The sequence below is a fragment of the Paenibacillus suaedae genome, assembly GCF_032337355.1.
Taxonomy (GTDB): Bacteria; Bacillota; Bacilli; order Paenibacillales; family Paenibacillaceae; genus Paenibacillus_B; species Paenibacillus_B suaedae.
Map to the genome: position 1 here is coordinate 180927 of NZ_JAVYAA010000003.1, position 14712 is coordinate 195638.

14 protein-coding genes and 1 riboswitch are annotated in these 14712 nt (G+C 45.3%); of the genes, 13 read left to right on the forward strand and 1 reads right to left on the reverse strand.

Annotated elements, in window-relative coordinates; translation table 11 throughout:
* The first annotated feature begins 38 nt into the window (after positions 1–38).
* From RQP50_RS14215 to RQP50_RS14265, 11 genes are all read left to right on the forward strand, one after another.
* Complete coding sequence (locus RQP50_RS14215) at positions 39–767, forward strand: phosphonate ABC transporter ATP-binding protein (RefSeq protein ID WP_072728434.1); 729 nt, start codon at positions 39–41, stop codon at positions 765–767.
* Between the two features lie 127 nt (positions 768–894).
* On the forward strand, positions 895–1506 hold the full coding sequence (locus tag RQP50_RS14220) for a DUF3298 and DUF4163 domain-containing protein (protein WP_072728435.1): 612 nt from the start codon (positions 895–897) through the stop codon (positions 1504–1506).
* Positions 1507–1733: 227 nt separating this feature from the next.
* Positions 1734–3029, forward strand: coding sequence for a hypothetical protein (locus RQP50_RS14225; protein WP_315745806.1), 1296 nt, complete (start codon positions 1734–1736; stop codon positions 3027–3029).
* A 28-nt stretch (positions 3030–3057) separates the two neighbouring features.
* Entirely contained in the window at positions 3058–3756 is a 699-nt protein-coding gene (locus RQP50_RS14230) for a response regulator transcription factor (protein WP_315745807.1), read from the forward strand.
* Complete coding sequence (locus tag RQP50_RS14235) at positions 3735–5192, forward strand: sensor histidine kinase (RefSeq protein ID WP_083545014.1); 1458 nt, start codon at positions 3735–3737, stop codon at positions 5190–5192. The genes RQP50_RS14230 and RQP50_RS14235 overlap by 22 nt, the downstream gene beginning before the upstream one ends.
* Before the next feature lie 191 nt (positions 5193–5383).
* Entirely contained in the window at positions 5384–5899 is a 516-nt protein-coding gene (locus tag RQP50_RS14240) for a response regulator (protein ID WP_083545017.1), read from the forward strand.
* 45 nt (positions 5900–5944) lie between these two features.
* Positions 5945–7786: a HAMP domain-containing sensor histidine kinase gene (locus RQP50_RS14245; protein WP_315745808.1), complete on the forward strand. Its 1842-nt coding sequence runs from the start codon at positions 5945–5947 to the stop codon at positions 7784–7786.
* A gap of 184 nt (positions 7787–7970) precedes the next feature.
* The gene (locus tag RQP50_RS14250; RefSeq protein ID WP_021253868.1) at positions 7971–8756 is read left to right on the forward strand and encodes a transporter substrate-binding domain-containing protein; all 786 of its coding nucleotides are present in this window, start codon (positions 7971–7973) and stop codon (positions 8754–8756) included.
* A 152-nt stretch (positions 8757–8908) separates the two neighbouring features.
* On the forward strand, positions 8909–9565 hold the full coding sequence (locus tag RQP50_RS14255) for an amino acid ABC transporter permease (protein WP_021253867.1): 657 nt from the start codon (positions 8909–8911) through the stop codon (positions 9563–9565).
* On the forward strand, positions 9558–10280 hold the full coding sequence (locus tag RQP50_RS14260; protein WP_065291663.1) for an amino acid ABC transporter ATP-binding protein: 723 nt from the start codon (positions 9558–9560) through the stop codon (positions 10278–10280). The genes RQP50_RS14255 and RQP50_RS14260 overlap by 8 nt, the downstream gene beginning before the upstream one ends.
* A 259-nt stretch (positions 10281–10539) precedes the next feature.
* Positions 10540–10708, forward strand: a riboswitch (cyclic di-AMP (ydaO/yuaA leader).
* Positions 10709–10717: 9 nt separating this feature from the next.
* Positions 10718–11428 carry a 3D domain-containing protein gene (locus tag RQP50_RS14265; RefSeq protein ID WP_021253865.1) on the forward strand — a complete coding sequence of 237 codons (711 nt, stop codon included), beginning with the start codon at positions 10718–10720 and terminating at the stop codon, positions 11426–11428.
* A gap of 85 nt (positions 11429–11513) precedes the next feature.
* Here the strand turns inward: RQP50_RS14265 and RQP50_RS14270 are convergent, their stop codons facing one another.
* Complete coding sequence (locus RQP50_RS14270) at positions 11514–12686, reverse strand: polysaccharide deacetylase family protein (RefSeq protein WP_315745809.1); 1173 nt, start codon at positions 12684–12686, stop codon at positions 11514–11516.
* 393 nt (positions 12687–13079) lie between these two features.
* Between RQP50_RS14270 and RQP50_RS14275 the strand changes: the two genes are divergently transcribed.
* Positions 13080–13781, forward strand: a complete 702-nt coding sequence (locus RQP50_RS14275; RefSeq protein ID WP_174809420.1) for a dihydroorotate dehydrogenase electron transfer subunit — start codon at positions 13080–13082, stop codon at positions 13779–13781.
* Positions 13762–14697 carry a dihydroorotate dehydrogenase gene (locus tag RQP50_RS14280; RefSeq protein ID WP_315745810.1) on the forward strand — a complete coding sequence of 312 codons (936 nt, stop codon included), beginning with the start codon at positions 13762–13764 and terminating at the stop codon, positions 14695–14697. The genes RQP50_RS14275 and RQP50_RS14280 overlap by 20 nt, the downstream gene beginning before the upstream one ends.
* Positions 14698–14712: the final 15 nt, after the last annotated feature.

Genomic DNA, 14712 nt, shown 5'->3' on the forward strand with positions numbered 1-14712 from the left:
GCGAACTGCCATTGTCGGAATGGAGAGGAGTCTTGACGGTGATTAGAGTAGATCAGTTAGTGAAGCAGTACCCTCCTGAACAGAAGGTATTGAAAAATATTAGCTTCGAAGTGCAGCCGGGCGAGTTCATTGGTGTAGTAGGTGCGAGCGGCAGCGGGAAGTCGACACTGCTGAAATGTTTGGCGCTTCAGGAGAGATGGACAAGCGGCAAATTTATCGTTGACGGTGTGGATATCTTCGCGCAGCAGCTGAGCGGAAGACGGAAGGTGAAGCGGGAGTTCGCCTACTTGGAACAGAACCCAGTGCTGTCGGACAATCGCAAGGCATTGAAGAACGTCTTAATCGGACGCTTCCATCAAACTCCGCTATGGAGAATGGCTACCGGAATGATACGCTCAGACGACTACATGGGGGCAATGGATACCATTGAACAGCTTGGCCTATTGGACAAGGCCCATAAGAAGTGTAGTGATCTGAGTGGTGGGGAGAAGCAGCGGATTGCCATTGCCAGGGCGCTTGTACACGGAGCAGACGTGCTGCTTGCAGATGAGCCTGTTCTCGGACTAGACCCGCAATCGGCTGAATCTGTATTGTCGACATTTCGAGACCTGTGCACGAAGCAGCGCAAGATCGTTATTGCGGTATTTCATCAGGTTGAACTAGCAGAGAAATTCGCTACACGATTATGGGGACTTCATGACGGCACTATCGCAGTCGATGTGAAGGGCAGACGGCTTCTTCAATCAGAGAAGGCTCTCATATTATAATGAAGATTGGGAAAAAGTAAATAGGCAATTGTCACGCCATCTCTTATGGATGCATATGTTGTAAGGTGGGGGAAGAACGTTCTTTTCTCTCCGAACACTCACGCATCCGTAGGAGGTGGCTTTATTTATGCTGTATCCATTGCCGATTCCGATCGAGCCTCATGTTATTCGCAAGCCGAACCTGGAGGTGTACGTTCCTGTCGTTGTGGATCCGAAGCATCCACAAGCGGCGGAGCGTATGAATCATACCATACAAAATCAGGTCAGGGAATTAATTCGAACTTCCGGCTATGAGGAAGATCCGAAGAATATTCAGGTTCAAGGTTGGTACGAAATCAAATTAAACGAAAGAGGATACCTTAGTCTTACTTTAAGTGTATATGACTATCCCTATCATGCAGCCCATGGGATGACCTATCAGCGTGGGTTGACCTTTGAGACAGAGACAGGCAAGCTGATAAAGCTATCTGATTTGTTCAAGCCGGGGGCCCCTTACGTAGACGTGTTGTCTAAGCATGTCGCCGCACAGATTAAGACGCGGGATATCCAGACGCTAGAGCCATTCAAGTCGATTCGTCCGGATCAAGATTTCTATATGACGGATAAATCGCTCGTTCTCTTCTTCCAGTTGTACGAAATTGCGGCGTATGTATATGGATTTCTGTACTTCCCGATATCAGTATACGAGTTGAACGACATTAAAGCGGATAATGGCATTATAGATAAGTTGTCATACTAAGCATCGAGGTAAGCATCGAGGCTCAAATATAGTACGAAGCATGTGTGCTGAGCAAGGAGGAAGTTTCTTTCCCAATGAATCATCGCTTTGTCACGGGTTTGTCACCATTAGGTGACTCTTTTTTTTTATAATGAGAGAGTATGCCTGTGAATAGGCTACAAAGACGAAGAGTAATGCGTTTCGACGAAAGAACGAATAATAGAAGCAACAAAGGAGGAATGGCATGTATGATAAAAAGCCGAACAATACGAAAAGCATCGCTACTCCTTCTACTGGCTAGTGTCATGTTAAGCGGCTGTCAGTGGGTTCAAGACCCCAAATCCATGCTTAAGGAACCACGATTGTCGACAGATAAAGCGAATTTAAAATCGATTATTGACTCCCAAAAGCCTGAAGGAGCAAATATCATCCGGCCTCGCAATGCAGACGATCGCAGCACGATTCGCATTGCGGATTTGAACAATGATGGCAAGGGTGAGGCGATTGTATTCTATGAGACGCCAGACAAGGAAGTTCGAATCCATGGTATGATCTTTAAATCAGATGGTGACACATGGACGAAGGTGTTCGACTTCGATGGTGAGGGTACTCAGTTGGACCGGGTTGAGCTGGTTGACTTGACAGGTGATAAGAGTCTTGAACTTGTGGTAGGTTATGGCAGCAATGACCCGAAGCTGAATAAGGGACTTGTTGTGTATCGATTCACAGACACAGAGATGGTCAGAATGTTCGAACAGCCGTATTCTCAATTCGTGATCGATGATCTGGATCAAAACGGTAAGAATCGATTGTTTATATTGAATAACCGCTCAGGTCAAATACCTGTCCTCTTTTCATTCGATTATCAAAATGGCAGGATGGTTAAATTTCATGAGTTGAGGTTATCATCTAATGCTAATGCGTACACGAATATGGTGTCTGGATTTATATCAAAAGACCGCAAAGGACTCGTGCTTGATTCAGATGCAGGGGCCAACTACTATATATCAAATATTATCGGAATGAATAAGGATCATATGCTTGAATCCTTGTTGCAAGAGGGCTTAACGGAAAGCAAATGGGGCGGTATTAAGAGCTCTGACATGAACGGCGATGGCATTATTGAGATCGGTATTCCCGAGCAGCCTCACGGCTGGGATCTGTATCAATCTCATGAAATCCCTTATTTTACAAACTTCTTCCAATGGGATGGACAGCATGGCTTGAAGTTAGTGGAGAAGCAATACCGCGACCATATGGATCGCTTCCATTTTTCTTTCCCAAAATCTTGGTATGGACGTGTGACTGTGGATACAAAATCGAAAAAAGATGAAATGCTCCGCTTTGTCGATCTTCATACGAACGAAACATTCGCCATTATCCGATTCTTTACACCGGAGGCATGGGAGTCTTATAAGGAAAAATGGACATACCTCAGTTCGTTTGGTGACAAGATTATCGGCATTTACAGCAAGGAGCCACTGAATGCGAAACAAGGGGTTCCTAAAATACCAGAACTCGACAAAAATGATAGTGATTCTTAAAAGGAAATGAAGTAAGGAGATAGTAGAGATGACAAAAATACTCATTCTTGAAGATGAAGAATCAATCCGCAGCTTTATTGTCATTAATTTAAAGCGCAATGGATTCGATGTGGTGGAAGCAGATAACGGCAATGATGCTTATCAAATGATAATGAGCGATCCGACGATAGATATCGCCCTACTGGACGTGATGGTTCCGGGTATTGATGGCTTTGAGGTGTGCAGACGAGTTAGGGAACAGAATGAGCGGCTCGGAATTATCTTCCTGACTGCCAAGGTTCAGGAACAGGACAAAGTATATGCCTTATCTGTTGGTGCGGATGATCATGTGAGCAAGCCGTTCAGTCCTACTGAGCTCGTTGCGCGCATTCAGTCCTTGCTGCGCAGGGTCAGCTCTTATCAGCATTCTACCCAGAAGGTAGTATATCAATCTGGCCCATTCTCACTAGATTTAATTGCGAAGCGGTTTACCAAAAATAATCAAGCAATCGATTTAACTCCTACGGAATTCTCGCTGGTACAGTTTTTCATGGAGAAGGAAGAGATGACATTAAGTCGAGACGTACTGCTTGATCATGTATGGGGCAAGGATTATATGGGTGATCCTAAGATTGTGGATGTAAACATTCGCCGTTTGCGTCAAAAAATTGAGGATGAGCCATCATCACCAAGATTTCTTGAAACGGTATGGGGGCACGGGTATAAATGGAAGGGAACAACTCCTTGATTAAGCCGGGCATACGCCGCTCGGTAGTCATGCATTACTTCATCGTCGTCTTTATGACGATGCTGATGCTGGAAGTGGTCTTTCTCATCTCGGTGCGAACGTATTATTATGATTCAGTATCCAGCAATTTAACTAACCATGCATCCGTAACGACGAAATACTATCAGCAATATATAAGTCTTAGTTCCAGTGAAGATGATCAAGGCATATTGCCGGAGCTGCTCGAATTATTCAAATTGCCGGGTGCCGAGGTGCAAATTCTGGATCGGACTGGGAAGGTGCTTATCTCCTCCAGTGGGTTCCGAATCGACAAGCCGATCAACTCACTCGATGTGATTACTGTACAGCAGCAAGGGAAGCTGGAACAATGGATCGGCAAGCAGCCTGGAACCGGTGAGTCGATAATGGCTGTGTCTGCTCCATTGTTAGAGAGAGGCGACATCAGCTACATTGTCAGACTTGTCACCTCACTAGAAGTAGTGAATAGTCAGTTGAATAGCATTGTGCTCGTGTCTATACTGATTTCGATTACGATATTAATCATTGTATTAGTGATTAGCCTTGGACTGGCGAATTCGATCGTGAAGCCAATTAATGAGATTACGGCTGTATCCGCTCAGATGGCGCGGGGACGATTCGATGTCAGAGCCAAGGATGGATATAAGTACGAGCTTGGAGAGCTGTCTAAGACACTCAACTTCATGGCTCATGAGATTGTGCGAAGCAACCAATTAAAGAATGACTTTATCTCATCGATCTCTCACGAATTGCGGACTCCATTGACGGGAATCAAGGGATGGAGCGAGACCTTGCTGTCTGGTCCGTTAGATGAAGGGGAGACGAAGCTGGGGTTGAACGTTATTCATAAGGAAACGGATCGCCTAATTGGTCTTGTTGAGGAATTGCTAGACTTCTCGAAGCTGCAGGAGAATAAATTGCAGTTCCACTGGCGGCAGGTATCCATCGCGACAATTATCGAAGACACGATCCTGCAAGTGAGAATGAAAGCAGAGAAGAAGCAAATTCGATTGGAGGAACGCGTCAGAGGCAACGAGCAAATTCTGAATGCGGATCCGAATCGATTGAAGCAAGTATTCCTGAATCTGATTGATAATGCGGTCAAGTTCTCCCCAGAAGAGTCGGTGATCACGATTCATACGTCGTGGGATGCGGAGAAAGTGGTTGTTCGTATTGTTGACCAAGGAATTGGAATAAGCGAAGAACACTTGACCAAAGTAATGGACAAGTTCTATCAAGTGAATCCTAGTCATGGCGGTACAGGGCTCGGACTGGCGATTACGTACGAATTGGTGAAGGCTCATGGAGGAGAAATGTCCATCGAAAGTGAGCCTGAGGTAGGGACGACGGTTATTGTGACCTTGCCGGTCAACATGCCGATTGAAGCAGATACGATAGAGGAATCTACGGATTTATGATCTCTTCGAATATCATTTGAATTTATACGGCCTTTGCGTGATTAATTCATGCAAAGGTCTTTTTTTCGGGGAAATTAAGAAAATAGCATATCTTACTTCGACAAAACATACTATAATATGTATCATAATCATCCATGATGTTGTCGTAATAACTCGATTGTTGTCGTCCTCATCGGAAGGAGGATAGGATAGTGGAACTATTTTTATTCGTTATATTTTCCGCGTCTGTCCCATTTATTATTTACTTATACTTTGTCATCAAGCAGCGTTCATGTGTACAAGAAGCAGCGGTTACGGTAGATCGTAATGCGCTTATGCATGGACAGATGGACGAAGCTGAAGACGTGACGAGTCACTGCTCCATTCTTGTCGTGGAAGATCAGATGCCTATACGGATTTTATTGAAGGAAGCACTTGATGAACTGCCACTGGAAGTAAGGGAAGCAGAGACGGGAGAGCAGGCGCTTAATTCAATGCGTGCGTGTCCAAGTAAAATTGTGCTCATGGATGTGAGCCTACCGGATATGAATGGCCTGGATGTACTGCATACGGTTCGTACAATGCGTCCAGATACCGAAGTTATAATGATGTCTGCCTATAGCGATGCAGACAAGGTTAACGAAGCGAAGGCGGCAGGAGCGATTGGCTTCTTCTCGAAGCCGTTCGACTTAGAAGAACTGCGCGCGTACATATCATCCAGACTGTAACGGGCTACGATATCTTGTCTTGACAATTGTCAATCGGAGGATGTTATGTTTAGAACGATACATAGCCAACTAAGCGCCCGGGTAGTGACGACACTAGTGGCTGCGTTGGCCATTATTTTTTCATTTTCGTATGAAGCTGTTCGTTCGATTATTGAGACGAGCATACAGAACAATTATTTGAATCAAGTTAAGATGGCCGCTCACGATGTTGAAGCGGCCATTCGTCACCACAAGCTAATGGTGGAGACGTATGCGAGAGTCATTCAGGGCATATTCGACACATCTGGGCGAATCAAGGCTGAAGTGAATCAATTGACAGAATGGTATGCATTTCAACCGAAGGATCTCGTATTCGGGTACTGGTTCACCATGCAGACCGGTTCGAAATGGAAGGAGAAATTTACATCCTGGTTTGGTCATGATGAATCCGGTCTGCTCCGTAATTTCAATAAACAAGAACATGTGGACGAGTCACTGCCTCAGTATCGAGATGACCCGCAATACGACTATTATCATGGTTCAGTGAAGAAGAATGGAACCTATTTGACAGCACCATACATTGATCCTTATGTAAACCTACCGATGATATCCGTCAGCACGCCTGTATACGACTCAGGAGGCACACTGCTCGGTGTGGCCGGAGTTGATATACGGTTTGGCGATTTGAAGCAGTTAGCAAACAAGCTAAGTGTACACCCCAGCAGCAAGATTCTACTTACTTCCCTACAAGGCAATTTATTATACGACCCAGATGAAGAACGAACGATTTATGACAATATATACACCAATCTTAATGAAGATACAGCGACTTTATTACGCAAAGTAAATGACTCTAAGGAGTCTATTATCATTGATGACTATCGTGGGAACTCCATGTATATATTCTCAATTCCGCTTGAGGAGACGAACTGGAGAGCAATCATTATGCTGCCTGCGGGAGTTATTAGCAGCGTGTTGCTTTACGTATGGGTCGTAACCCTAATTACGATCAGTTTACTTATTGTTGTGATTTACATCCTAATAAACTGGTGGATCCGCCGTTTGATCGTGACTCCACTGCATCAATTAGTCGAGGCGTCTCATCGTATTGCCGGTGGGGATTATGACGTGACAGTGAGAATCGAATCCAATAATGAATTTTGCCAGCTCGGCTCAGATATGAATCGGATGAGTGAGGCGCTGCGTCAGAAGGCACAGATGGAGCAAGAAATGAAGCGTATGAGCGCACTGCAGGTTGTGGGAGAGATGGCTGCCGCGCTTAGTCATGAAATTCGAAACCCGCTAACGACAATCAAAGGATTTCTGCAGCTGCTTCGCAATAAGCCGGAGCATGCGGATGAGCATGTCTATTTCCGTACGATGATGGAGGAAATTGAGCGGGCGAACATGATCATTACGGAGTATTTGACCTTGGCTAGACATAAATTCGTCCAATTTCGTCCTCATTGCTTGAATGAAATCATTACACAATTATACCCGCTTGTGCAAGCATCAGCGTCGGCTCGCTGCCAGGATATCCGCCTGGACATATCACCAGTTCCTTCTATTGAAATGGATGAGAAAGAGATGAAGCAGCTTCTTCACAATCTCATTCGGAACGGACTTGAAGCGATGAGTGAAAACCAGGTGTTGACGATTCGAACTCGTATGAAAGGGGATAGGGTTCTTCTATGTATTGAAGATGAAGGGCCAGGCTTCCCAGCCGAGGTTTTATCCAGGGCAGGAACTTCTTTTGTCACGACGAAGGAGAAGGGGACAGGACTAGGCTTGTCCATCTGCTACAGTATCGTTGAGCGCCATGAAGGAGACCTTATCATTGAATCAGTGCCAGGTCGCACAGTTATCACAATTAGTCTCCCGCTATTCCGCAAGAAGCAAGAAGGATAGTTTGGATGTTGCCATAATTGACCAATGTATTATAAAATGGAAGAGTTATGCGCTAATATTCTACTTTTAAATCCAATTCCTAAGAAATAATGGTTGTATAACTATGCATCTGCGTGTATAATGATGTTACCTCACTAAGAGCGAGCGGGGAATATTACACATATACAGAGCGGGGTTGGAGCAAATGAAATCATTAAAAATTGTTGCAGCATGCACACTCATTCTATCATTATTAGTTGGTTGCGGTGCGAAGGAAGACCGTCTAGCAACTGTACAAGAGAATAAAAAGCTGGTACTCGGCACGAGTGCTGACTATCCACCATTTGAATTCCGTAAAACAATCGACGGCAAGGATCAAATTGTCGGTTTCGATATTGAGATAGCGAAGGAAATTGCGAAGGATTTGGGCGCTGAATTAGAGATTAAGGATACATCACTGTCGTCATTGCCTGAGGAACTGAAGACAGGCAAGATTGACATCGCAATCGCGGGACTAGATCCAACGCCTGAGCGGGAGAATGCAATGGAATTCTCTACACCTTATTACTTGGCGGAAGCAGGGGTTATTGTACGTGCTGCAGACAAGGATAAGTATAAGTCACCTGAAGATTTGAAGGGCATGAAGATCGGCGTACAGCTTGGCTCAACCTTCGAGGATGTCGTTCAGCAAATCCCTGATGCGAAGAAGGAAATGCTGGATAAGGTGAACGACCTCGTTCTTGCACTGGAGTCGAATCGTTTAGAGGCTGTCGTTGTGGAGAAGCCTGTGGCAGCGGCATTTGCTGCGAATCGCAAGGAAGTCGCTGTCGCGCCGGTGGAATTGAAGCCAGTAAGTGAAGGATATGTAATTGGAGTACGCAAGGGCAGTGTGAAACTGCGTGATGAAGTGAATAAGACGCTTGAACGCTTGAAGCAGCAGGGCAAGCTGGATGAATTCATTACACAAGCGGTACAACTGGCGGAACAATAAGATCAGATGGATTGCATCTATATGCGGTCTATACGGATCTCGATGTGATATGTTCGCTCCTCGTGGGAATTCAACCAGTGAGGAGCTTTTTCTCTTTATATAGAAGAAATGCAGATTAACAGTCGTGATAGATAGGGAAGGGGAAGTTTGTCATGTTCGATTGGTTCGACATGTTATGGACGTATAAATTAGGATTTGTATCCGGTGCTGGCATAACCGTACTGCTATCCGCGATATCCGTTCTGTTCGGATTACTATTGGGAGTGGCCATTGTCTTGATGCGGATGTCTAAAATAAAGCCGCTTAAATGGTTTGCTGTCACCTATATCGAGGTGTTCCGTGGAACACCGCTGCTTGTACAATTATTCATTATTCATTATGGACTTGCAGAGTATGGCGTAGAATTCAGTGCACTAACATCTGGAGCGATTGCTCTATCCTTAAATAGTGGTGCGTATTTGGCTGAAATCTTTCGTGCCGGCATACAATCGATCGACCACGGTCAATTGGAAGCAGCTCGTTCTCTCGGAATGTCAAAACCAATGGGGATGCGCTTGATCGTACTTCCACAAGCGTTCCGCAATGTTATTCCGGCGATCGGCAACGAATTTATTACGATTATTAAGGAGACTTCAATTGTCAGCACCATCGGGATTGCAGACTTGATGTTTGAGACAAATATCGTTCGTGCCAAAATTTATTCAGCGATGGGACCACTGATTGGAGCAGCGTGTATCTATCTCATTCTAACCTTCACTTTATCGAAAGTGGTGGCACGTTTGGAAAGGAAGTTGAGCGAGCATGATTAAAATTCAAAATTTGCATAAATCGTATGATAAATTGGAGATTTTAAAAGGGGTAAATGTCTCTATTGATCGTGGTGAAGTGGTTGTAGTCATAGGCCCTAGCGGATCCGGAAAGAGTACTCTCCTTCGTTGCATTAATTTGCTGGAAACTCCGACACAAGGGGATATCCGCTTCGAGGATCAGTGCATCACTGACAAGTCGCACAACATTAACAAAACACGTGAAAAAATGGGGATGGTATTCCAATCGTTCAACCTATTTCCCCATATGACCGTGCTGCAAAATATTACCCTTGCTCCAATAAAGGTGAAACATGTGCCAGAGGCTGAAGCAAATAAACTAGCAATGGAGCTGCTTGGCAAGGTTGGATTGGCGGATAAGGCCAAGGCATTCCCTAGACAATTGTCCGGTGGACAGAAGCAGCGTATCGCGATTGCGCGAGCACTTGCTATGCAGCCGCATGTGATGCTGTTCGATGAGCCGACATCAGCGCTTGATCCAGAGATGGTCGGCGAAGTGCTTGAGGTCATGAAATCACTCGCCGGAGAAGGAATGACGATGGTAATCGTAACTCATGAGATGAACTTCGCACGTGAAGTGGGCGATCGTATTTTGTTTATGGATGGCGGCAATATTGTGGAGGAAGGTTCTCCAGACCAATTATTTAACCATCCTAAGCATGCTAGAACGCAGGATTTTCTAAGCAGAGTATTGTAAAGAGGTATTGTAAATATATAGGTGTTCGAATAGGCATCCTTAGGGGGTGCCTATTGTTGTTTGCTTTATTATGTAAGCGTTTTCGTTTACAAATCTGAAATATGTGCTATGATAGAAACAGAAAGATTACAAAAATGTCATCTCTGATTACAAATTTGTTATGAAATAAAAAAAGTTTGAAGCTTCAATCCATTGGGGGGCGCGGGTTCCAGAGACTTACCATCATATTCCTGCGCACAGGTTACAAAATTGTGATATGATGCAATCCGAGCCGAAACGACACACCCGTACGGGGGACTATTGACCGGTGTTCGATATTACGAGAACACCTTGGGGTGAATCGCTTATTCCGCAACTTGGAATGGCGTAGGGGAACTCCTTGACCCGAATCCGACAACTAACCCCGCAGGCTAATGCACAGGAGGAAAACAAAACATATGCGTAAAAGAATTACACTAACGATTACAGCAGCTTTACTTGGACTTGCGTCCATTCTTCAAATTTTGCCGGCACAGGCTGAGCCCTATACGGTAAAAGAAGGAGAAACGTTCTATTCAATTGCTAAGAATTACAACATGAGTGTTGAATCCGTATTGTCGGCAAACCCGACAATTAATCCGAAAAATCTGTATGGTGGACTCTCCATCGAACTTCCAAGCCCTGTTGTTCAAAAGTCGGTTTTGGAAGGGATGCCAGTCAATAATGCTTTGGGTGTAGCAAAAAATGACGAACAGGCAGTCAAAACGGCTTCGAATAATCAGAAAGCAGCAGTACAACAAGCTGCTCCTAAAAATGTAGTTCAATTGTCCTCTGGACGTACAGCGACATACAAGAAAACGATAAGCATGCGTGCAACAGCTTATACCGCTCATCCGAGTGAAAACGGAAAATGGGGCGCAGTAGATGCTTTGGGTAATGCATTGAAACTAGGTACAGTTGCGGTCGATCCAAAAGTGATTCCGCTTGGTACGAAATTGTATATTACGGGATATGATTTCAAACACTTGCCGACAGGCGGTATGGTTGCTGTAGCTACGGATACAGGCGGTGCAATCAAGGGGAAAAAGGTTGACATATTTGTACCGGTAAGCAAGAAGACAGGCAACACATTCGGCGTGCAAGACGTTAAAGTATACGTGTTGAAATAATATCTACTATTATATATAGATGTAGATGAATACTTACAATAGCAATTGAACAACAAGCCTCGCCATTATGGCGGGGCTTGTTTGTTTATTCCTTCTTTTCCTTCTGATCTTGGAGCAGATCAGGCAGGGTGACGAATTCATATTTCCGCTCCCTTAACTGCTGAATAATCGATGGGAGTGCTTTCACGGTTCCATGCAGATACCCATTATGTGTGCTTCCGCTGGCATGCTGCAATACGATGGAACCTGGGCGTACCCCACGCATCACATTTTGCAAAATACGTGAAGCGGTTAATCCACGCCAATCGTTTGTATCTACATCCCAATTGACGACCATGTATCCATTATCTCCTGCCCAGCGCAATTGCTCTTCGTTGATTTCTCCATATGGCGGACGGAAGTATCGAGGCTTATATCCGGTAGACTGCTCGATAATGCGTTCAGTATCCTTCACCTGGTGTTCAAAAGCTGGAAGCGTCAGCTTTGTCAGCAACGGATGATTGTACGAATGATTACCGATCACATGCCCCTCGCGCACCATCCGCTCGACGAGTCCTGGATAAGCCTTGGCACGAGAGCCAACGAGAAAGAAAGTGGCTCGGATATTGTGCTCCTTCAATATATCCAATACAAGCGGCGTAATGCGGTTATCCGGTGCGTCATCGAAGGTGAGCGCAACTTGTCGTTCTCCATGACGCTGCTTCGCATTCAATTTAAAGATATGTGGGTACTTCAACCGCAGTTCCGCAATCGTGAGATGCTGTTTCTTCATCTTATGCATGCTGGAGCGGGATGATTGTGAAGCTTGCGCCGCAGATTGCGACGGGGTTGATTTCTGACACTTGTGCTGGCGTTCATTCGAAGAGGAAGAACGCTGTTTCTGCTGGCCAGATTCTGACTCTGCCTGCTGCGACTCCAGTCTCTTCTGACTTTTCTGGTTATCACGCTCTTTATGCTCAGCTGATATGGTGAATTTAGGCATCTCAAGATGATCCGATGAAGCTGCATTCTCTTGCTTCTCCTTAGCATGTGGGGAATGCATGTTCACAGAGTCTGCCTTGAAGATACGTGGTACTGGATGAGTGCGATCTTGTCTCCACAGACTGTCTGCTGATGAATGGATCGATTCCGACTGATTTGGCTTGCTTGGTGGAAGATTGGGTATGGGAGGCGTTGCTTCCTGCGAACGATGGAAGCAGCCAGTAATACAGAGCAAACAAAGGGATAGTACAGATAAGCAGATTCGACAATGTTGCATAGCGCCATTCCCCCATTCCATAAACAGTTCAATGTTCTTGTTATGTCCTTGGGGTGGTAGAAATATGCCCTTCCACTTACCTAGTACGGTAGGGAAATAATCTCATCGACTATAATTGTTAGGATGTTCACTTGTAACTTCTTGCTAATATTCTGAAAATTTGCGAAACCATTGTCACAATTCATACGCTAATGTGACATGGGTCACAGTGGGATGTCAACCAGAACATGCATAGTAGAAGTGTAAAGGTGAGAAAAGCTTATGCATAGGCCATATAGGCAGCAATCCATAAGGTTGTGAATGTGGGCTTTTCTTACGAGCAGGAATCTGCACATCTCAATAAACGTGAGAAGGATGCAGACTGTCCTTACTCGTGAAAAAAGGAGCATACTTGTGTATACGATTCTTTCCAACGAACGCATCTCTGAAGGCATTTACCTCATGACGGTGGAGGGTCAATTTCAAGCAAGCATGGGTCAATTCTTTATGCTGCGAGCCTGGAATACGGCACCTATTCTGTCTCGTCCAATTAGCATCTGCAATTTGGAGAAGGATAGCATCCAGTTTCTGTACAAGATTGCAGGAGAGGGTACGCGTTTAATTGCACAGCTACGTGATGGAGACCGTATCCAGCTAGAGGGGCCATTCGGCAATGGCTTCCCGCGAGTGGAGGGACGAACTGCACTTATCGGAGGCGGTATTGGCATTGCACCCTTATTATATACGGCGAAGCAGTTGGATAAACCGGATATCTATCTTGGCTTTCGAGGGCAGTCCTATTTAACGGAAGCATACGAACCTTACGCGAATGAGTTGGTTGTCCGTGTAAACGGCAACCTCCTAGATGACGTGGACTTAAGTAAATACGATAATGTGCTGGTGTGTGGTCCATTGGGAATGATGAAGGCAGTTGCCTTGCAAGCAGAAGGCTTGGATACGAAGGTGTATGTATCTTTTGAAAAACGTATGGCCTGCGGAATCGGGGCTTGTTATGTATGCTCAGTAAAGAATAAAAACGGCAACCGCAAAGTATGTGCGGATGGACCTGTATTTTTGGCGGAGGAGGTGGAATGGCATGCGGAACTTAGCTTGTAATGTAGCCGGCATTCCGTTCAACAATCCGATCGTGATGGCATCGGGAACGTTTGGCTTTGGGCAAGAATATGCCAAATTATATGATATTAACAAGCTGGGGGGCATCTCCTGCAAAGGACTCACCCTACATCCACGTCTAGGGAATAACGGAACCCGGGTGTGGGAGACACCAGGCGGCATGATGAATAGTGTTGGGCTTGAGAATCCTGGTATCGATGCATTTTTGGAAGAGGAAATGGAATTCTGGGAAACGATTGAGCCCGTGAAAATTGCCAATCTTGGCGGCAGTAATATAGAAGAATACGTCCTCGGGGCCTTGAAGATAACGAAGGATGCAGAAGAGCGGCGCAAAGCACGTGTTCGGGCTGTAGATATGATTGAGTTGAACATTTCATGCCCGAATGTGAAGGAAGGCGGTATTGCCTTTGGTGTGAAAACAGACGTTGCTCGTGAGGTCATTCGCGAAGTACGGCAAGTCACTTCACTGCCGCTTGCTGTGAAACTATCGCCGAATGCTGAGAATATTGTAGACATGGCCGTAATGTGTGAAGACGAGGGAGCGGATTGTGTCTCTTTAGTAAATACGTTCTCGGGAATGAAGATTGATATTTATCAGCGGCGCAGTGTTTTTTCCAATACGTACGCGGGCTTGTCTGGGCCAGCTATTAAGCCAATTGCGCTGCGCATGGTTCATCAGGTGTCCCAGCATGTATCCATCCCCGTCATGGGCATGGGCGGCATCGCCTCCGCTTCGGATATTATTGAATTTATTATGGCCGGGGCTGAGGTGGTTCAAGTAGGCACATACAACTTCATGAACTTGCGTGCTGGCGAAGAGTTGCTTGCTGGTCTTCTAAGCTTCATGGAAATGGAGAACATTCAAAGTCTGGATGAGATTCGCGGCATTATTAAGTAAGGCCTTCTGGACAAA

Excerpts from the sequence above, each read along its gene's own strand:
- RQP50_RS14220 (WP_072728435.1), top strand. The coding sequence starts at position 895 with ATGCTGTATCCATTGCCGATTCCGATCGAGCCTCATGTTATTCGCAAG.
- RQP50_RS14225 (WP_315745806.1), top strand. The coding sequence starts at position 1,734 with ATGATAAAAAGCCGAACAATACGAAAAGCATCGCTACTCCTTCTACTG.
- RQP50_RS14230 (WP_315745807.1), top strand. The coding sequence starts at position 3,058 with ATGACAAAAATACTCATTCTTGAAGATGAAGAATCAATCCGCAGCTTT.
- RQP50_RS14235 (WP_083545014.1), top strand. The coding sequence starts at position 3,735 with ATGGAAGGGAACAACTCCTTGATTAAGCCGGGCATACGCCGCTCGGTA.
- RQP50_RS14245 (WP_315745808.1), top strand. The coding sequence starts at position 5,945 with ATGTTTAGAACGATACATAGCCAACTAAGCGCCCGGGTAGTGACGACA.
- RQP50_RS14250 (WP_021253868.1), top strand. The coding sequence starts at position 7,971 with ATGAAATCATTAAAAATTGTTGCAGCATGCACACTCATTCTATCATTA.
- RQP50_RS14255 (WP_021253867.1), top strand. The coding sequence starts at position 8,909 with ATGTTCGATTGGTTCGACATGTTATGGACGTATAAATTAGGATTTGTA.
- RQP50_RS14260 (WP_065291663.1), top strand. The coding sequence starts at position 9,558 with ATGATTAAAATTCAAAATTTGCATAAATCGTATGATAAATTGGAGATT.
- RQP50_RS14265 (WP_021253865.1), top strand. The coding sequence starts at position 10,718 with ATGCGTAAAAGAATTACACTAACGATTACAGCAGCTTTACTTGGACTT.
- RQP50_RS14270 (WP_315745809.1), bottom strand. The coding sequence starts at position 12,686 with ATGCAACATTGTCGAATCTGCTTATCTGTACTATCCCTTTGTTTGCTC.
- RQP50_RS14280 (WP_315745810.1), top strand. The coding sequence starts at position 13,762 with ATGCGGAACTTAGCTTGTAATGTAGCCGGCATTCCGTTCAACAATCCG.